Annotated in this window: 14 protein-coding genes; 6 read left to right on the forward strand and 8 right to left on the reverse strand. The window is 70.6% G+C overall.

Annotated features, from left to right (window positions below):
- Positions 1–100: 100 nt before the first annotated feature.
- The gene (gene pepN / locus ACIREO_RS04135) at positions 101–2677 is read right to left on the reverse strand and encodes an aminopeptidase N (RefSeq protein WP_404104732.1); all 2577 of its coding nucleotides are present in this window, start codon (positions 2675–2677) and stop codon (positions 101–103) included.
- Between the two features lie 140 nt (positions 2678–2817).
- Between pepN (ACIREO_RS04135) and ACIREO_RS04140 the strand changes: the two genes are divergently transcribed.
- Both ACIREO_RS04140 and ACIREO_RS04145 read left to right on the forward strand, forming a co-directional pair.
- Entirely contained in the window at positions 2818–3048 is a 231-nt protein-coding gene (locus ACIREO_RS04140; protein WP_404104735.1) for a ribbon-helix-helix domain-containing protein, read from the forward strand.
- Positions 3035–3382, forward strand: coding sequence for a type II toxin-antitoxin system PemK/MazF family toxin (locus tag ACIREO_RS04145; protein ID WP_404104738.1), 348 nt, complete (start codon positions 3035–3037; stop codon positions 3380–3382). The genes ACIREO_RS04140 and ACIREO_RS04145 overlap by 14 nt, the downstream gene beginning before the upstream one ends.
- A gap of 65 nt (positions 3383–3447) precedes the next feature.
- On the opposite strand, the gene ACIREO_RS04150 is transcribed toward ACIREO_RS04145, so the two are convergent.
- The 4 genes from ACIREO_RS04150 to pepN (ACIREO_RS04165) all read right to left on the reverse strand — a co-directional run bounded on the left by ACIREO_RS04150 (position 3448) and on the right by pepN (ACIREO_RS04165) (position 11883).
- Entirely contained in the window at positions 3448–4476 is a 1029-nt protein-coding gene (locus ACIREO_RS04150) for an aspartate-semialdehyde dehydrogenase (RefSeq protein ID WP_404104741.1), read from the reverse strand.
- Positions 4477–4661: 185 nt separating this feature from the next.
- On the reverse strand, positions 4662–7970 hold the full coding sequence (locus ACIREO_RS04155) for a S8 family serine peptidase (protein ID WP_404104744.1): 3309 nt from the start codon (positions 7968–7970) through the stop codon (positions 4662–4664).
- Positions 7971–8114: 144 nt separating this feature from the next.
- A complete protein-coding gene (locus ACIREO_RS04160) occupies positions 8115–9122 on the reverse strand; it encodes a hypothetical protein (RefSeq protein WP_404104746.1) in 1008 nt (335 codons plus the stop codon).
- A 172-nt stretch (positions 9123–9294) separates the two neighbouring features.
- Positions 9295–11883: an aminopeptidase N gene (gene pepN, locus ACIREO_RS04165; RefSeq protein WP_404104748.1), complete on the reverse strand. Its 2589-nt coding sequence runs from the start codon at positions 11881–11883 to the stop codon at positions 9295–9297.
- Between the two features lie 133 nt (positions 11884–12016).
- Here pepN (ACIREO_RS04165) and ACIREO_RS04170 point away from each other — a divergent pair, with 133 nt between their 5' ends.
- The 3 genes from ACIREO_RS04170 to ACIREO_RS04180 all read left to right on the forward strand — a co-directional run bounded on the left by ACIREO_RS04170 (position 12017) and on the right by ACIREO_RS04180 (position 15607).
- Positions 12017–12667, forward strand: coding sequence for a DsbA family protein (locus tag ACIREO_RS04170; protein ID WP_404104751.1), 651 nt, complete (start codon positions 12017–12019; stop codon positions 12665–12667).
- Positions 12668–12777: 110 nt separating this feature from the next.
- The gene (locus ACIREO_RS04175; RefSeq protein ID WP_404104754.1) at positions 12778–14148 is read left to right on the forward strand and encodes an MFS transporter; all 1371 of its coding nucleotides are present in this window, start codon (positions 12778–12780) and stop codon (positions 14146–14148) included.
- Positions 14138–15607: a pyridoxal phosphate-dependent decarboxylase family protein gene (locus tag ACIREO_RS04180; protein ID WP_404104756.1), complete on the forward strand. Its 1470-nt coding sequence runs from the start codon at positions 14138–14140 to the stop codon at positions 15605–15607. The genes ACIREO_RS04175 and ACIREO_RS04180 overlap by 11 nt, the downstream gene beginning before the upstream one ends.
- 118 nt (positions 15608–15725) lie before the next feature.
- Here ACIREO_RS04180 and ACIREO_RS04185 read toward each other — a convergent pair whose 3' ends face one another.
- Together ACIREO_RS04185 and ACIREO_RS04190 are read right to left on the reverse strand one after the other, a co-directional pair.
- On the reverse strand, positions 15726–16367 hold the full coding sequence (locus ACIREO_RS04185; RefSeq protein ID WP_404104759.1) for a superoxide dismutase: 642 nt from the start codon (positions 16365–16367) through the stop codon (positions 15726–15728).
- Between the two features lie 97 nt (positions 16368–16464).
- Positions 16465–17526, reverse strand: coding sequence for a glycerophosphodiester phosphodiesterase family protein (locus ACIREO_RS04190; protein WP_404104762.1), 1062 nt, complete (start codon positions 17524–17526; stop codon positions 16465–16467).
- A gap of 125 nt (positions 17527–17651) precedes the next feature.
- On the opposite strand from ACIREO_RS04190, the gene ACIREO_RS04195 reads away from it, so the two are divergent.
- Complete coding sequence (locus ACIREO_RS04195) at positions 17652–18104, forward strand: GNAT family N-acetyltransferase (protein WP_404104765.1); 453 nt, start codon at positions 17652–17654, stop codon at positions 18102–18104.
- A gap of 100 nt (positions 18105–18204) precedes the next feature.
- On the opposite strand, the gene ACIREO_RS04200 is transcribed toward ACIREO_RS04195, so the two are convergent.
- The gene (locus ACIREO_RS04200) at positions 18205–19407 is read right to left on the reverse strand and encodes an MFS transporter (RefSeq protein ID WP_404104768.1); all 1203 of its coding nucleotides are present in this window, start codon (positions 19405–19407) and stop codon (positions 18205–18207) included.
- Positions 19408–19425: the final 18 nt, after the last annotated feature.

Genomic DNA, 19425 nt, shown 5'->3' on the forward strand with positions numbered 1-19425 from the left:
AGCCTCTGCTGTCCGTGTCCTCGGGGTGACGCGTAGAGGCGTACACGCACCACGAAGGGGGCGCCTCCTGACGGAGACGCCCCCCGCTGTGCGTGCTCCGCTATGCGCGGGCCGCCGCCGCGTCCGCCGCCTGTGCCCTCAGCGCACGCTCCACACCCGCCCGCGACTCCGACATCAGCCGGCGCAGCGCGGCGCTCGGCTGTGCCGACTCCAGCCAGGCCTCCGTCGCGTCCAGGGTCTCCTGCGAGACGTGGAGGGACGGGTACAGACCGACCGCGATCTGCTGGGCCATCTCGTGGCTGCGCGAGTCCCAGACGCTCTTCACCGCCGTGAAGTACTTCTCCGCGTACGGAGCCAGCAGCTCACGCTGGTCGGTCTGCACGAAGCCGCCGATGACCGACTCCTGCAGGGAGTTCGGCAGCTTGTCCGACTCGACGACCGACGCCCATGCCTCGGCCTTCGCCTCCTCGGAGGGCTGGGCCGCGCGTGCGGACGCCGCGTGACGCTCACCCGCGGCCGTCTTGTCGCGCTCGTACTCGGCGGCGATCTCCTCCTCGTCGATGAGGCCCGTGGCGGCGAGGCGCTGCACGAACGCCCAGCGCAGCTCCGTGTCGACGGCCAGGCCCTCGATCTCCTGGGTGCCGTCCAGCAGCGACTGCAGCACGTCCAGGTGGAGCGGGCTGCGCGCCGTCGCGGCGAAGGCGCGGGCCCACGCGAGCTGGTGGTCGCTCGCCGGCTCCGCCGCACGCAGATGCGCCAGCGTCGCCTCGGTCCACTGGTTCAGACCCGCCTCGCGCCACTCCGGGGCGGCGTAGAGGTCCAGGGCCAGCTTCACCTGGCGGTGCAGCGACTGCACGACGCCGATGTCCGACTCCTTGCTGATCCCCGAGAGGACCAGCGCGAGGTAGTCGCGGGTCGCCAGCTCGCCGTCGCGCGTCATGTCCCAGGCCGAGGCCCAGCTCAGGGCGCGCGGCAGGGACTCGGTGAAGTCGCCCAGGTGTGCGGTGACGACCCGCAGCGACTCCTCGTCGAGGCGGACCTTCGCGTACGACAGGTCGTCGTCGTTGAGCAGGATGACGGCGGGGCGCGCCGCGCCGGACGGGAACGGCACGGTGGTGCGCTCGCCGTCGACGTCCAGCTCGATCCGGTCCGTGCGGACCAGCTTCCCGGCCTTGTCGAGGTCGTAGCAGCCGATGGCGATCCGGTGCGGGCGCAGAGTGGGCTCGCCCTTCGCTCCGGCGGGGAGCGCCGGGGCCTCCTGGAGGATGGTGAAGGAGGTGACGTGGCCGTTCTCGTCGGTCTCGATCTCCGGGCGCAGGATGTTGATCCCGGCCGTTTCCAGCCACGCCTTCGACCAGGTCTTCAGGTCGCGGCCGGAGGTCTCCTCCAGCGCGCCCAGCAGGTCCGACAGCTGGGTGTTGCCGAACGCGTGCGCCTTGAAGTAGGCCTGCACGCCCTTGAAGAACGCGTCCTGGCCGACGTACGCGACGAGCTGCTTGAGGACCGAGGCGCCCTTCGCGTACGTGATCCCGTCGAAGTTCACCAGGACGTCGTCGAGGTCCTGGATGTCCGCCATGATCGGGTGCGTCGACGGCAGCTGGTCCTGCCGGTACGCCCATGTCTTCATGGAGTTGGCGAACGTGGTCCAGGAGTGCGGCCACTTCGATCCCTCGGCGTCCGCCTGGCACGCGGCCTCGGCGAACGTGGCGAACGACTCGTTCAGCCACAGGTCGTTCCACCACTCCATGGTGACCAGGTCGCCGAACCACATGTGGGCCAGCTCGTGGAGGATCGTCGCGGCCCGCACCTCGTACGCCGCGTCCGTCACCTTGGAGCGGAACACGTACTGGTCGCGGATGGTGACCGCGCCGGCGTTCTCCATCGCGCCCGCGTTGAACTCCGGGACGAAGAGCTGGTCGTACTTGGCGAACGGGTACGCGTAGTCGAACTTCTCCTGGAACCAGTCGAAGCCCTGCCGCGTGACGGCGAAGATCTCGTCCGCGTCGAGGAACTCGGCGAGCGAGGGGCGGCAGTAGATGCCCAGCGGCACCACCTGGCCGTCCCTCTCGTAGGTGCTGTGGACCGCGTGGTACGGACCGGCGATCAGGGCCGTGACATAGGTGGAGAGACGCGGCGTCGGCTCGAAGGACCAGACGTCGTCCTTGGGCTCGGGCGTCGGCGAGTTGGAGATCACCGTCCAGCCGGACGGCGCCTTCACGGTGAACCGGAAGGTCGCCTTCAGATCGGGCTGCTCGAACGCTGCGAACACCCGGCGGGCGTCCGGGACCTCGAACTGGGTGTACAGATAGGCCTGTTCGTCGACCGGGTCGATGAACCGGTGCAGGCCCTCACCGGTGTTGGTGTACGAGCAGTCGGCGACGACCTTCAGCTCGTTGGCACCGGCCAGGAGGTGCTTCAGCGTGATCCGGGAGTCCCGGAAGACGGCGGCGATGTCCAGGTCCTTGCCGTTCAGCACGATGTCGTGCACCGCCGGGGCGATCAGATCGATGAAGGTCTCCGCACCGGCCTCGGCGGAGTCGAAGCGCACGGTGGTGACGGACCGGTAGGTGCCTCCCTCCTGCGCGCCGGAGAGGTCGAGGTCGATCTCGTACGCGTCCACGGTCAGCAGGCGCGCGCGCTCCTGTGCCTCTTCGCGGGTCAGATTCGTGCCAGGCACGCGGTCATCTCCTTGATATGTGACGTTTTTGGCCATCCTTCCACGTGGGGTGGGCGCAGCGCGATGCTTTCACTTCGAGGTGCGACGAAGGTGACGCCTTCGGGTGGCTGCGCTGTTCCTACCTCGGTAGGATGAATGGCATGAAGATCAGTGTGAGCCTGCCGCAGGAGGATGTCGCCTTCGTCGACGAGTACGCCGCGAAGACCGAAGCGAATTCCCGGTCGGCGGTGATACACGCCGCCATCGAGGCTCTGCGCGCCTCCAACCTGGAGGCGGACTACGAGGCGGCTTTCGCGGAGTGGGATGCGAGTGACGATGCCGCGTTCTGGGACCAGTTCTCCAGGGATGGGCTGACCGATGAAGCGCGGTGACATCTACTTGGTCGCATACGAACCGGCGCGGGGGAGCGAGGCCAACAAGGCTCGCCCCTCGGTGATCGTCTCGAACGATGGTGCGAACGCCGTGGTGGACCGGACCCGGCGGGGCGTGGTCACGGTGGTGCCGCTGACCTCCAACACCTCTCGGGTCTATCCCTTCCAGGTGTTGCTACATGCGGACGAGTCCGGTCTGCCCAAGGATTCCAAAGCGCTATGCGAGCAGGTGCGTGCTATGGCTCACGAGCGGTTCCTCCGGCGCGTCGGCACTGTCCCTCGCCGGCGCATGGCCGACATCGACACGGCCCTGCGCAGGCACCTCGCCCTCTGACACGGGCACGCAGACGAAGGGGTGGCCACCGGGATCCGGTGGCCACCCCTTCGCCGTGCAAGGCGTCAGCCCTTGAGCTCCGCCGCCACCAGCTCCGCGATCTGCACCGCGTTCAGCGCGGCGCCCTTGCGCAGGTTATCGTTGGAGACGAACAGCGCGAGGCCGTGCTCGACGGTCTCGTCGGCCCGGATACGGCCCACGTAGGAGGCGTCCTTGCCGGCCGCCTGGAGCGGGGTCGGGATCTCGGAGAGCTCGACACCCTCGGCGTCCTTCAGCAGCTCGTAGGCGCGCTCGACGCTGATCGGACGGGCGAAACGGGCGTTGATCTGGAGGGAGTGGCCGGAGAAGACCGGGACCCGGACGCAGGTGCCGGACACCTTGAGCTCCGGGATCTCCAGGATCTTGCGGGACTCGTTGCGGAGCTTCTGCTCCTCGTCGGTCTCGAAGGAACCGTCGTCCACGATCGAGCCGGCCAGCGGCAGCACGTTGAAGGCGATCGGGCGCTTGTAGACGGCCGGCTCGGGGAAGTCGACCGCATCGCCGTCGTGAGTCAGCTTGTCCGCGTCGGCGACGACCTTGGACGCCTGGCCGTGGAGCTCCGCGACACCGGCGACACCGGAGCCGGACACCGCCTGGTAGGTCGCCACGGTCAGCGCGTCGAGCTGCGCCTCGTCGTGCAGGGGCCGCAGCACGGGCATGGCGGCCATCGTGGTGCAGTTCGGGTTGGCGATGATGCCCTTGGGGCGGTTCCTGATCGCGTGCGCGTTGACCTCGGAGACCACCAGCGGGACCTCGGGGTCCTTGCGCCAGGCGGAGGAGTTGTCGATCACCACGGCGCCCTGCGAGGCGACCTTCTCGGCCAGCGCCTTCGAGGTCGAGCCGCCGGCGGAGAACAGCACGATGTCCAGACCGGTGTAGTCCGCCGTGGAGGCGTCCTCGACCGTGATGTCCGTGCCCTCGTAGGTGATGGTGGAGCCCGCGGAACGCGCGGAGGCGAAGAGCCGCAGCTCGGCGACGGGGAACTTCCGCTCGGCCAGGATCCTGCGCATGACTGTGCCGACCTGACCGGTGGCGCCGACGATTCCGACCTTCACTGGAACTCCCTCACTGATGGCGAACGGGCACGATTGCCGGTCCATGATGTGTATGTCCCCGGCTTCCTTGTCCAATCCATTGTCCGGCAGCCGGACAGGGTGCGCACAGAGCTGTGGGGCGGGTGCCCTTGCGAGCACCCGCCCCACAGCCGTCCGGTGTCGTACGGATCACACAGCCGTGACGGCTACGGCGCGACCTTCTCGATCACGACGCTGCCGGTGCCCGCCGCGGTACCGCGGGTGTTCACCAGCTGGACCTCGCCGAAGAACTGCCGGCCCTCGGGAGCCGCACCGGCGACCACGACCTCGGCGCCGACCTGGGTGGACGCGCCGTTGGCCAGGTTCACGGCCTTGGACTCGTCGACCTTGATCTCGCCGAGCGACGACGAGTAGTAGACGTCGCGGTAGTCGTACTCGGTGGTGCCCGCCGGGACCGAGTAGCCCTCGATGACGACGGTGTACGTGCCGGCCGCCGGGTTCACGAGGCTGACCGACTCCTCCGAGCCCGCCGTCGTCGAGGCACCCACCTCGGTGGCGCCCTTGAGGACACGCAGGTCGATGTCGGCGTTGGCGTCCGAGGTGTTGCCGATGGCGACGTCCAGCTTCTCGACGCCCTCACCGATGGTGACCGTCTTCGTGTACTCGCCGCCCGTGGAGATCGACGGGCGCTCGACGTCGGCCGAGCCCAGCGAGCCGCCCTTCAGCGCGCCCTCCAGGTCGCCCGCGTTGTTGGTGACCGTCCAGTCCACCGCGGCCGGGGTGCCGATCTTCGCCTCGGGGATGGTCTGCACCGCCGGGTCGAAGGAGGCGCCGAGCAGCGAGACATCCAGCTTGTACGGGTTGTCCAGCAGCGGCGACGTGCGGCGGGCCTCGACCTCGATCTCCCAGACGCCGGGCTGCGGGTCCTTGTAGGAGCGCGTGTCCGGGCGGCAGGTGTTCGTCGGGTTCTCGTAGTTCGGGTAGCAGTAGATCGTCGAGCTGTCCTCCACCGAGACCCCGTAGGGGTGGATGGAGATGAAGCGGGTCTGGCTGCCCGAGCGCAGGGCGCTCATCGCGACCTCAAGGGTCTCGGAGCCCTCCGGGACGTTCAGGAAGTACGACGTGGTGCCGTTGCGCTGCACCGAGCCGGTCGTCGAGAACGCGTAACCCGGCTTCACCAGGTCCTTGGCGACGACCACAGTGGAGAGGATCTGCTGGTCCACGCCGATGGTCTTCGCGTCGTCCACCACCAGGATCCCGCTGTGGACGCCCGCCGTGCGGGGCTTCGCCTGGACCTTGACGGTCACCGGCTTGCCGAGCGGCAGCGAGACGGTGCTCGAACCGGTGAGCGAGAAGGTGCCGTCGTTGTTCTTCCAGGACAGCTTGTGCTTCACGGCCTTGTCCGGACCCGTGGTGCGGACGACCGTGACGTCGTACGACTTCTTCTGGCCGGCCTTCAGGCCGCCCTCACGGTCGTACAGGCCGGTGCCGAAGCCCGGGGTCTTCAGCGCGAAGTCGATCGCGGTGTCGACCGGGGCCTTCACGGTGTACTCGTGCGCCGCGGAGCCCTTCTTCTCGATCTGCTTCCAGGCACCGACGATGTTGATCAGACCGGAACCCTGAGCGTGCGCGGGCACGTCCTTGATGTGGGTGGCGGTGCTGGTCAGCGCGGTCCGCAGATCGGCCGGGGGCAGCTCGATGTGCTTCTGCTTCGCGGCGGACAGCAGCAGCGCCGTCGCACCGGCGGCCTGCGGTGAGGACATCGAGGTGCCCTGCAGCATGGAGTAGCCGGCGGGCAGGGAGTAGCCCGCCTCCTTGACCGGACCGCCGGGGATCCAGGTCTGGGTGGTGTTGATGGACGCGCCGGGGGCCGTCAGGATCGGCGCGAAGCCGCCGTCCTCACGCGGACCGCGTGAGGAGAAGGGCAGCATGTCGTACTTCTTGGAGACGTTCGAGCCGTAGTTGGCGGCCCAGGTCTCCTTGGAGATCGACGCGCCGACCGAGATGACGTGGTCGGCGAGGCCGGGGTCACCGATCGTGTTGACACCCGGGCCGTCGTTGCCGGCCGAGATGACCAGCTGGACGCCGTAGATGTCGATGAGCCGCTTGTAGAGCTCGGCGCGGGCGTTGTTGCCGTCGTTGAGGGGCGGCAGGCCGCCGATCGACATGTTGACGACGTCGACACCGCGGTTGACGACGAGGTCGATCATGCCCTCGGTCAGCGCGATGTTGGTGCAGCCGCCGGACCAGGTGCAGGCACGCGAGGAGACGACCTTGGCGCCGGGCGCCGCACCGTTCATCTCGCCGCCGAACAGGCCGTTGGCCGCGGTGATGCCCGCGACGTGCGTGCCGTGCTCGCTCTGGATGACCCCGATGCTGACGTAGTCGGCCGTGGTGCCGGCCGCGTCGACGACGACGTCCTTGCGGGTCTCGACGACGAACGGGATGCGCTCGACGACGTCCGTCCGCGGGTCGTCCGTACCGAAGTAGGAGACCTGGTGCTTGTCCTTGTACGGCTTCAGTACGGCGTCGTCGCCGAAGTCCGCGTTGCCGTTCAGGTCGACCCGCGTGGTGCCGGTGACCGGGTCGTACAGCACGCCCCACGTGTCGGTGGTGTCACCGTCGCGGTTGAGGTCGCCCGCCATGTCGCCGCCCCGTGTGGCGGCCTCCTTGAACTCCTTGAAGCTGTAGGAGCCGTCCGGCGCCGAGTACGTCTTGCCTCCGGCGGTGAACGTCGGGCCCTCGACGGACGAGTCCATCCGCAGCCAGGTGCCGTCGCCGTCGCTGACGGGGTCCGTCGCCGTCACCCAGTCGACGATCTTGCGCTCGCCGGTGGTGGTCTTCTGCAGCGCGGGGTGACCGAGGTCGACCCCGGAGTCCAGGACACCGATGGTGATCCCGCGGCCGTCCGCCTTGGGGTGCTGCTGGACGAAGTCGACCGCGCCCGTCTCGAACGACGGGTTGTACGGGTTCTTCGCCGGGGTCTTCTTGTTCGGCGCCGCGTAACTTCCCGTGGACTTCGTCTGCTTGGCCCCGGCGGCCCGGTCGCCGGCGGGCGTCGGGTCGTCGAGCTTGATCTCCTGCTTGAGATCGATGCCGTGGACGGACGACAGCTTCTGCGCCGCCTTGATGGTGGTGTCGGCGGTCGCGGTCGGCACGGTCGCACGGACGTAGCCGAGCTTGTCGTACGTCTGCCCCAGCACGGACCCCTTGACGGCGTCCAGCTGTTCGGCGACCTCCTCGGTGGCGCCCGGGGCGGTGGCGACCATCATCGTGATGTTCTTCTCGCCCTTGGCCTCGGCCTTCGCCAGCACATCGGCGTCGGCCTCGCCCAGCTTGTCGCCCTTCGTGCTCGCGGCGGCGGGCTTCACCGGCGAGGCCGCCGGGTCGTCGGCGGCGAAGACAGGGGCGGCGCCGGAGGCGGCCAGCGCGGCCGCCAGACCGGCTGCGGCCGCGATGCGCGCCGCGCGTCTCGCCCCGGGTATGGAGCTGGGGGATTCCTTGGTCATCAGCATCCCTGTTTTGTGAAAGAAAGAGAGAGTCCGGAATTTGGTACCCGATGACCGCTCAGCCTTTCGTAAATGACAGGGGTTTGTGGAGACTTGGCGGGGACGAGAAAGTGACATGGCGTAGATCCGCCACCTGTGCGATTACGCCACTCACCTGGGCATGACCACGACGTACGCGGGCGGCTCGCGGTCCTCGGCCGCCATCATCGCCGTACGCAGCACCACCGAAAGCTGTGCCGTGGAGTCCCGCAGCTGCTTCGGTGTCGCCCGCACCACCGTCACCCCGAGCCGCTCCAGATGCTCCCGCTCCGCGGCGAAGGCGACATGCTCCTCCCGGGGCGAGCGGGCGCCTAGTTCGAGCGCCACCGCCTGCTCCGGCCAGTACGCGTCCACGCCGCCCAGGAAGCTGCCGCCCGGCAGGGACAGCTCCACGTTCCACAGGGGCTGGGGCAGGCCGTGGGCGCGCACCATCTCGTACAGCCGGCCCTCCGCGATCGCCCGGCCCTCGACGAGCAACGCCTCCACCGCGTCCACCACATGCGCGCGGCCCAGCAGCTTGGCGTCGTTCAGCTCCCGTACGACGGGCGCGGGTTCGCAGTGCCCGCCACGCACCGCCTCCGTCAGAATCCTGCGCACCGTCGAGGCGTCCGCGAGCGAGGCCACCGCGTCGGCGAGCGCCCGCTCCACCGGGGCCAGCGGCACCCCGAGACGGCGTTGCGGACGGGGGAGTGCGGCGGCCCGGGTCACCTGCACGAACCGGGTGGAACGCAGTCGCCTGGTGCGCGGCACCAGCACATCGATCCGGTGCAGCGCGATCACCGGCGGCGCCGACGTGAAGCCGTACAGGGCCAGTGCCGCCAGCCCCGTGACCATGGAGTCGCCGTAGCCGGGTCCCGACTGGGCGGGCACGGTCCGGCGGGCGCCGGCCGGGGGCCGCCCCGCGTACAGAAGGGCGCCGCGCACCCGGTCGTTGTTCGTGGGCGGTCCGGGGTGCAGAAGGTACACACCGGGCAGCAGCTGCTGCCAAGGGCCGCCGGGCAGGCACTGGGCGGCGGTCTGCGCGGCGCTCACACCGTGGGCGCGCAGCTGCGCGGCGGACTGCACGCGGTGGGTCACTTCGTGGACGGGGCGCGGGGACAGCGGGGTGTTCTGGGTCATGCCGGGGAGGTTCCCGCAGCTTCGCGGCGCGATAACCCGTGTTACACGCCCGTCGACAATCCAGGACAACGCCGTCCTAAAAGTACGACAGTTCGAATGCCGAAAAGGGTGGTCGGGACGGGGATTGTGAGGCGCACGCCCCGCACGTGTGTGCGGGGCGTGCGCCGGAATCTCACGCCGCCGCGTCGCGCTCCTGACCCCGCAGCGCCCGTGCCAGATCGTCCCGCGCCTCCAGGACCAGCCGCCGCAGCGCCGGTGCCGCGTCCGGATGCGAGGTCAGCCACGCGTCCGTCGCGGTGAGGGTCGCGGGATCGTCCTGCAACCCGGGGAACAGGCCCTTGACCACGTCCATGCCGATCTGGATGGAACGCTCGGCCCAGACCCGCTCGATCGCCTCGAAGTATGAGGCCGTGTACGGCGCCAGCAGTTCACGCTGCGAGGGCTGTCCGAAGCCCGCGATCGTCGCGCCGACGAGCGCGTTGGACAGCTTGTCCGACTCCACGACGATCGCCCACGCCTGGGCCTTGACCGCCGCCGAGGGGCGTGAGGCCAGGCACCGCACATGGTGCCGCTTGCCGGACGCCGTGTCGTCCCGGGCGAGTTCGGCGTCCATGGCCGCCTCGTCGGCCTTGCCGTGCGAGGCCAGCGGGGACAGGAACGCCCACCGCAGCTCCTGGTCGACGTCCAGGCCGTCGATCACGGCCGAGCCGTCGAGCAGTTCACCCAGCAGCTGGAAGTCCGCGTCCGACGCCGCGACGGCCCCGAAGAACCGCGCCCACGTCAGCTGGTGCTGGCTGCCCGGCTCCGCGCGCCGCAGCTCCGCGAGAGCGCCCTCGGCCAGGGCCCGGCCGCCCTCCTCGCGCCAGGCCGGTGCGGCGTAGTGCACCAGCGCCGACTGCGCCCAGGCGTGCAGCATCTGAAGGACACCGATGTCGCTCTCCCGGCCGGCGTGCGTCAGCACCAGCGAGACGAAGTCCCGGGCCGGCAGCAGCGCGTCGCGCGTCAGGTTCCACAGCGCGGACCAGCACAGCGCCCGGGCCAGCGGGTCGGAGATGTCGCCGAGGTGTTCGCGCAGGGTGGCCAGCGATCCCTCGTCGAGGCGGACCTTGCAGTACGTGAGGTCGTCGTCGTTGACCAGGACCAGGTCGGGCCTGTCGCTCCCGGCCAGCTCCGTGACCACGGTGCGCTCGCCGGCGACATCGGTCTCGGCGCGGGCGTACCGCACGAGCCCGCCCTCCGGGGAGAGCCGGTACAGGCCCACCGCGACCCGGTGCGGCCTCAGCTCCGGGTGGGAGGCGGCGGCCTCCTGGGTCACGGTGAGCTCCGCGATCCGGCCTTCCGCGTCGTACGTCACGACGGGCGTCAGGACGTTGACCCCCGCCGTCTGAAGCCATGCGCGCGACCAGGCCGTCATGTCGCGCCCGGACGTCTCGGCCAGCACCGAGAGCAGGTCGCCCAGCTGTGTGTTGCCGTAGGCGTGCGCCTTGAAGTAGCGGCGCGCGCCCTCCAGGAAGGCGTCCCGTCCCACGTACGCCACGAGCTGCTTGAGCACCGAGGCGCCCTTGGCGTACGTGATGCCGTCGAAGTTCAGCTTGGCGTCCTCCAGGTCACGGATGTCGGCCGTGACCGGGTGCGTGGACGGCAGCTGGTCGGCGCGGTAGGCCCATGCCTTGCGGTTGTTGGCGAAGGTGGTCCAGCCGTTGGTGAAGCGGGTCGCCTCCACCATCGAGAACGTCCCCATGAAGTCGGCGAAGGACTCCTTCAGCCACAGGTCGTCCCACCACCGCATGGTGACCAGGTCGCCGAACCACATGTGCGCCATCTCGTGCAGGATGACGTTGGCGCGGCGCTCGTAGGAGGCCGACGTGACCTTTCCGCGGTAGATGTACTCCTCGCGGAAGGTGACGAGGCCCGGGTTCTCCATCGCCCCGAGGTTGTACTCCGGCACGAACGCCTGGTCGTACTTCCCGAAGGGATACGGGTAGTCGAAGTTGTCGTGGAAGAAGTCCAGGCCCTGCTTGGTGAGCAGGAAGACGTCATCGGCGTCGAAGTAGCGCGCGAGCCCCTTGCGGCACATCGCGCCGAGCGGGACCTCCAGCTTCGAACCGTCGTCGAACGTCCGGGTGTAGAGGTCGCTCACGTAGTGGTACGGCCCCGCGACGACCACCGTGATGTACGTCGAGATCGGCAGGGTCTCCGCGAACCGGTGGATCTCGCCCTCCTGCGACTCCTCCGCGCCGTTGCTCCAGACCCGCCAGCCCTCGGGCGCCGTCACCTCGAAGCGGTAGGGCGCCTTGAGGTCGGGCTGTTCGAAGTTGGCGAAGACGCGCCGTGCGTCGGCGGGCTCGTACTGCGTGTAGAGGTAGACCTCGCCGTCCTCCGGGTCGACGAAGCGGTGCATGCCCTCGCCGGTCCGGCTGTACGCGCACCGCGCGTCGACCACCAGGACGTTCTCGCCTCCGGCGAGGTCCTCCAGGGCGATCCGGGTGCCGTCGAAGACGGCCGCGGGGTCCAGGGCCTTGCCGTTCAGCGTCACCGCGTCCACGGACGGGGCCAGCAGATCGGCGAAGGTCGAGGCGCCCGCACGGGCAGCGCGGAAGCGGATCGTGGTCTGCGAGCGGAAGGTGCGCGGACCGGTCTCGTCGCCCCCGTCGGGCTCACCGACGGCGGAACGGAGGTCGAGGGCGACCTCGTAACCGTCGACGGTCAGCAGCTCGGCCCTCGCGCGGGCCTCGTCGCGGGACAGGTTCTCACCGGGCACGGAGCACTCCTTTGTGTCTCGTTCGAAGACCATTGATCCTCCCATGCGCCGTTCTGCGCCCGCGCACGGGAATGGCCGGAGGGGGCCGTGGTGTTGCGGCTCACAGGCGCAGACCGACCTCATGAGGAGAGACATGCCCGAGAACAGCACGGCCGCAGGCAAGGTTCCGGCCGATTTCTGGTTCGACCCGCTCTGCCCCTGGGCCTGGATGACCTCCCGCTGGATGCTGGAGGTCGAGAAGGTCCGCGACGTCGAGGTCCGCTGGCACGTGATGAGCCTGGCGGTGCTCAACGAGCCCAGGATCGACGAGCTGCCCGAGGAGTACCAGGACATGATGCGCACCCAGGCCTGGGCGCCCGTCCGTGTCGTCGTCGCGGCCCAGCAGAAGCACGGCGACGAGATCGTCGGCCCGCTCTACACGGCCCTCGGCACCCGCATCCACAACAACGGCGAGGGCCCCACCCGCGAGGCGATCGCGGGCGCCCTGGCCGACGTCGGCCTGCCGGCCGGGCTCCTGGAGTACGCCGACTCCGACGCGTACGACAAGGAGCTGCGCGCCTCCCACCAGGAGGGCATCGACAAGGTCGGCCAGGACGTCGGCACCCCGGTCATCGCCGTGCCCGGTGCCGACGGCGAGCAGATCGCGTTCTTCGGCCCGGTCGTCACGCCTGCCCCGAAGGGCGAGGAGGCGGCGAAGCTCTGGGACGGCACACTGCTGGTGGCGTCGATCCCCGGCTTCTACGAGATCAAGCGGACCCGTACGCAGGGCCCGGTCTTCGACTGACCACGCGCCTTGCGCGGGGCGGGCCGCCGTGCCTGCCCCGCGGAGGCGAGCCGGCTCCGGGCGGGCCCGGGCCCTTGCCGACGGCGTGAACCGTCGTTCATGATCTGCCCATGCCATCTGCCGGTCCGGATCACTGCGCTGCCCCCCTGCCGCGCACCGTGCGGATCGGCTACGGCCTCGGCTCCCTGTGCACCGGCACCTTCGCGACCGTGCCGGGCCTGATCCTGCTCTACTACCTCACCAACGTCCTCGCCGTGCCCGCCGCCGTCGCGGGCGCCGCCGTCTTCCTGCCCAAGGCCTGGGACGTCCTGATCAATCCGCTGGTCGGCGCGTTCTCCGACCGCAGCCGACTGCGCGGCGGCCCGCGCAGGCCGTTCCTGCTGACCGGTGCCTTCACCCTGCCGCCGCTCTTCGCGCTGATCTTCGCCGCACCTCCGCTGCGGGGCGCCCCGGCGGCCGGCTACGTCGCGGTCCTGTTCCTGCTCGCCGCCACCGCGTACGCCGTGTTCCAGGTGCCGTACGTGACCATGCCGGCCGAGATGACCGAGGACCCGCACGAACGCGGGCGCGTCCTCGGCTGGCGGGTGGGATTCCTCGGCGTCGCCATCCTGCTGTCCGGTGCGCTGGCCCCCGCGATCGCGCACGCCGACGGAGACACCCCGCAGAGCTACCGGCTGATGGGCGCCGCCGTCGCCGTGCTGCTGGCCGTCGGCATGTTCGGGGCGTGGGCGGCCACCCGCCGCGCGCCGGCAGTCGCCCGCAGCGAGGCCGAACCCACTCTCCGGGCCCAGCTCGCCGCCGCCCGCTCCAGCACGCCGTTCCTGTACCTCGCCGGGATGTGGACCCTCCAGGCCCTCGCCATCGGCGTGATGCTCGCGGGCGTCCAGTACTTCGCGACGTACACCCTCGGCTCGGCGGGCGCGATCACCCCGCTGTTCGCGTGCCTGATCGGCCCACTGGTCCTCTTCATGCCGCTGTGGAACCGGCTCGCCCGCCGCAAGGGGGTGACGTACGCCCAGTGGTGCGCGTCGCTGCTCTACACGGCCGGAGCGGTGCTCCTCGCCTTCACCGGTGCCGCCGGTCCCGCCGTCGGCTACGCGGCGGTCGTCCTCGTCGGGACCGCCTACGCCGGGCTGCAGTTGCTGCCCCTGACGATGCTCGCGGACACCCTCGCCGCCGACGCCGTCACCACCGGCAGACGCAGGGCAGCGACCTTCACCGGGCTGTGGACGGCGGCCGAGACCCTCGCCTTCGCGCTCGGCGCCGGGGTGTTCGCCCTCGTCCTGGCCGTGACCGGCTTCCGTTCCTCCGACGCCACGCACCAGGTGGACCAGCCGGAGGCGGCGCTGACCGGGATCACCGCCGGGATGAGCGTGCTGCCCGCCGTGCTCGCCGCCGCGAGCCTCCTGCTGCTGCGCCGCTACCACGTGACCCCGACCGTGACCCGCCCCCTCCAGGAAGAGCCCGCCCGTGCCGGCTGACCCCGCCCTGCCCGACGGCCGCCCCGCGGCCGAGGTGCTCGCCGAGCTGCGCGCCCTGCGCCGGGCGGACGCGCCCACCCGTGGGGGCCGCACCTTCGCCTACGTCTACGACGCGGGTCTCGACGGCCTCGACGAGCTGGCCGCCGAGGCGTACACCGCGTTCGCGACGGTCAACGGGCTCGACCCCACGGTCTTCCCGAGCGTGGCCCGGCTGGAGAACGACGTGGTCGGCGCCGTCGCCGCGCTCCTCGGACACCCCGGCGCCCAGGGGACGTTCACGAGCGGCGGCACGGAGAGCATCCTGCTCGCCGTCAAGACGGCCCGCGACCACGCCCGGACAGTACGCGGGATCACCGAACCCCAGCTGGTGCTGCCGTCCACCGCCCACGCCGCCTTCCACAAGGCCGCCGCCTACCTGGGCCTGGAACCGGTCGTCGTACCCGTCGACCCCGCCACCTTCCGCGCCGACGCGCCCGCCATGGCCGCCGCGCTGACCGACCGCACCGCACTGGTGGTCGCCTCCACGCCCTCGTACGCCCATGGGGTCATCGACCCCGTCGCCGAGATCGCCGCGGCGGCCTCCGCACGCGGAGTGCTCTGCCATGTGGACGCGTGCATCGGCGGCTGGATCCTCCCCTACCTGCGGCGTGCCGGGCGCGAGGTGGAGCCCTTCGACCTCTCCGTGCCCGGCGTCACCTCCCTCTCTGTCGACCTGCACAAGTACGGGTACGCGGACAAGGGCGCCTCCGTGGTGCTCTACCGCGACGCCGAGCTCCGCCGCCACCAGTACTTCGCGCACGCCGGCTGGCCCGGCTATCCGGTCGTCAACCCGACCGTGCAGGGCACCAAGTCCGGCGGGCTGCTGGCCCAGGCCTGGGCGGTCCTCCAGTACGTGGGGGAGGAGGGCTACACCGCGCTGGCGGGCCGGGTCGCCGAGGCGTCGGACCGGCTGCTCGCGGGGCTGCGGGCGAGCGAGGGCGTACGGGTGCTCGGTGAACCGGCCGCCGGGCTCGTCGCGTTCACGGTCGCCCGGGAGGAGGGCGGCGCGCCCGACCTCAGCCTGCTCCTCCATCTCGCCGACGAGATGCGCGAGCTCGGCTGGTACCTCCAGCCGCAGCTCTCCTTCGACGGCCTCCCGCCCAACCTCCACCTCACGCTCACCCCGGCGACGGCCGGTCAGGTCGACGCCCTGCTCGACGACATCGGGGCCGCCCTGGCGAAGGCCCGCGCCCTGGAGCCCGTGACGGTGGACCCGGGGCTCGCCGAACTCGCCGCCGGACTGGACCCGCGGACGCTCGGGCCGGACGAGGTCGCGGCCGTGCTCGCCTTCGCCGGCCTCGGCGGGGGAGCGGGGCTGCCCGGCCGGACGGCACCTGTACTGGTCCTGCTGGACGCCTTGCCGGGGCCGCTGAAGGAGCGGCTGCTGTCGGAGTTCATCGGCTCGGTGTTCCAGGTCTGAGCCCCCGCACATGGGAGAGCCCCCGCGAGTCATGTCCTCGCGGGGGCTCTCCGTCCATCCGCCTGCCAGGTGAAGGTTGAGAAGACGATCACGAGGCAGGACGCTCGGGGTTCCCGGGTCAGGGGGCGAGCAGCAGCACGTCCGCGCGCTCCTTGGCCGCGGCGTAGCGCTTCGCCACGTCCTGCCAGTTGACGACGCGCCACATGGCCTCGATGAAGTCCACCTTCTGGTTCTTGTACTGCAGGTAGAAGGCGTGCTCCCAGGCGTCGAACACCAGGATCGGCACCGAGCCCTGACCGACGTTGCCCTGGTGGTCGTAGACCTGCTCGATGATCAGCCGGCCGCTGACCGGCTCGTACGCCAGGACGCCCCAGCCGGAGCCCTGCGTGGTGGCCGCGGCCTTCGTCAGCTGGGACTTGAAGCCGGCGTACGAACCGAAGGACTCCGCGATCGCGTCCGCCAGATCGCCCACACCGTCCGCCGCGAGGGGCTCGCCGCCGCCGTCACCGGTCATGTTGTGCCAGTAGATCGAGTGCAGGATGTGGCCGGAGAGATGGAACGCGAGGTTCTTCTGGAGGCCGTTGATCGCCCCCCAGGCCTCCTTGCTCCGGGCCTCTTCCAGCTGCTCCAGGGTGTCGTTCGCACCCTTGACGTACGCGGCGTGGTGCTTGTCGTGATGGAGCTCGACGATCTGCGGGTTGATGACCGGTTCGAGCGCCGCGTAGTCGTACGGGAGTTCCGGAAGCGTGTACGTGGCCATGGGTTCGAACCCTCCAACTGCTAACTGGTTGTTATTGCAACTCTGTCGCAATTGCAGGCTAGCAGGAGGAGGGCCCGAAGGTGATCAGCCGTTCGTCCTAGGACCGGAGGGCGTCGCGCGCGATCGCCGCGAGGTCGGGGAAGTCCGTCACGACGGCGTCCACGCCCCGGCCGAAGTGGAAGGCGTATTCCGCGAAGGCGTCACCGAAGTCGTTGGGCGCGGTGCCCCTGCGGTACTCGGCCGGGAGGTACTGGTTCTCGGCGCGGAAGGTGTACGCCCCGACCTTCAGCCCGGCCGCGTGGGCGTCCTCCAGCAGGGTGAGCGGGGGGATCAGCGAGGACTTGTCCGGGCCGATCCATCCGGCGTACGAGGCGATCTCGCGCAGCCCCGCCGGCGTCATCATCTCCTGGTACGTCGCCGGGTGGCCGTACGGTCCGCCGCTCGTCCCCAGCGCCTGCCACAGCGGGAGCCCCAGCCGCGCGGCGGCCACCTCGCGGAGGCTGGACGGGTCGAAGGACTGGACGACGCAGTCGCGCGCGGTCAGCCGGTTGCGGCGGATGAGCCTGATGAGCTCCGGCTCCAGGGGCAGGCCGATCGAGCGGAAGTACACCGGGTGCTTCGTCTCCGGGAAGACCGCGATCCGGCGGCCGGACTCCTTCGACAGAGCTCGGGCCAGGTCGATGACCTCCTGAAAGGTCATGATCCGTTCGCGGCCGTCGAAGACCGTGTTGCGGTTACGGACCAGGGGGAGCCGCTCGACCGCGCGCAGGGTCCTCAGCTCGGCGAGGGTGAAGTCCTCGGTGAACCAGCCGGTGACGGCCCTCCCGTCCACCGTCTTCGTGGTGCGGCGTCCGGCGAACTCCGCGTGCCGGGCCACGTCCGTGGTGCCGGAGATCTCGTTCTCGTGCCGCACCACCAGGACGTGGTCCTTCGTAGGGACCAGGTCCGGCTCGATCCAGTCGGCCCCGGCCCGCACCCCGAAGGCGTAGGCCACAGCGGTGTGTTCGGGCCGCCACCCGGCGGCGCCCCGGTGGCCGATGACGAGCGGGCCTCTTCCGCCCCCGTGCGGTTCGGAGGCGACGGCAGGTGCCGTGGCTGCGGCGGAGACGGCCGCTGTCGCCAGGAGGATCGAGCGGCGTCGCGGATGCTGGAAGGACATGCGGGCTCCTCGGTGGGCGTGGAGCAACCACCGAAGCCACACGGGGTTACGCCAGGGTGGACGGAACCTTGCTGCCTCATGTACGGCCACGCGTACGGTACTCGGCAGTCGGCGGAGGAGGAAGAATGCAGTTACGGCCGGGGCGGCCCGAAGAGGCCGAGGCGCTGACCGCGCTGGCTCTCCGTTCCAAGGCCCACTGGGGCTACGACGAGGCGTTCATGGCCGCCTGCCGCGACGAACTGACCGTCCACCCGGGCGATACGGCGGGCGGGCGCACGGCGGTCGCGGAGGAGGACGGCCGCGTCCTGGGCTTCACCACCCTGTCCGGGGAACCACCCGGAGGCGCCCTCGCCATGATGTTCGTCGAACCGGACGCCATCGGCCGGGGCCTGGGCCGGCTCCTGTTCGAGCACACCATGACGCAGGCCCGCCGGCTCGGGTTCGTACGGCTCACCATCGACGCCGACCCGAACGCCGAGCCGTTCTACACGGCGATGGGTGCGGTGCGGATCGGTACCACCCCTTCCGGTTCGGTCCAGGACCGCGAACTGCCGCTGCTGGCGGTCGCCCTCACCTGAGAGCGGTGCGCCGGGCCCGGCGGTGTGTGAGGGTGTGTCCTCTGCCGAGACGCATACGTACATGGGGGAGTAGTCCTTGACGGGCGGCGGGCCTCGCGGATCAGGCAGGACCGTCGGCGGAGGCGTGGGCGCCCGTGGCGACCGGGCCACCGCGCCTCAGCCCCGGTGCCAGGAGCAGCGTCACCGCGACCGAGGCCGTGGCCATCACCGTGATTGCCGTAGCGGCGGAGAACCGCTGGGCGAGGGCGCCCGCGAGCGCTGCCGCCACGCCCTGCATGGTGAGCATCCCGGAGGAGTGCAGGCCCAGCGCCTGGCCGGTCATCGCGTCGGGGGTCAGCGACATCAGCCGTTCCTGGAACAGCAGGCTCGCTGAGAAGCCGGTCGACGCGAGGGCCGCGAGGGCCAGCGTCAGGGGCAGCGCCGGGCGCAGTGCGAACAGCAGATAGGGCGCGGCCAGCAGCAGAAGCAGTGGCGTGCCCAGCCTTCCACGCCACCGCGCCGGCACCAGGCGGCCCGTCACCGTGTCTCCGGCCAGCATCCCGAGCGCCGCGCAGGCGAAGAGCAGTCCGGCACGGTCCGGCCGGTAGGGGACGAAGAGCGATTCGCAACCGACGACCAGCCCGTTGGGCAGCCAGAGCGAGAGGTAGACGCGCCGCCGAGGAGCCGAGGACCACAGCAGCGCGTTGGTCCGCCAGGTCTCGCCCACCGACGGCCGCCCGGCGGCGCGGGGCGGACGGCGCGCCAGGCCGAACCATGCCGCCGTGGCGCCGGCGGCGTACAGGGCCGCCGCCACGAGCAGCGTGCCGCGCGGGGAGAGCGTGGCGACCAGCACGCCCCCGGCCGCGTAGCCGCAGACCTGCATGGTGCCGGAGCACATGTTGAGCACCGAACGCCCCAGCAGATAGGCGTCCTTGGGCAGCACCTCATTGAGCAGCCCGTAGCGCACCCCGCCGGTCACCGCCGCGACGGCCCCCTCGCCCAGGACGATGCCGAACACCAGCGGCAGCGGAAGCCCGGGGACGGCCAGGACGGCGGTCCCGACGCCGAAGGCGAGCGCAGCGCCGCTCAGCGCTCCTCGCGGCGGGAGCCGGTCGGCCGCCGACATCAGCAGCGTCGCGCCGATCAACTGGGCGAGGGAGGCACCGAACATGGAGAGCGCGGAGAGCAGCGGCGACCCGGTCGTGGTGAACACGAGGACACCCAGGGCCAGTCCGCTCGTCGTCGAGGCGGCACCCTGCAGGGCACTCGCCGCGAAGAGGGGCCCGAACTGCGGCACGCGGAACACTTCCCGGTAGGTGAGCATGCCGGGGAGTCTCGGCCA

This window comes from Streptomyces sp. NPDC102441, assembly GCF_044765585.1.
Classification (GTDB): domain Bacteria; phylum Actinomycetota; class Actinomycetes; order Streptomycetales; family Streptomycetaceae; genus Streptomyces.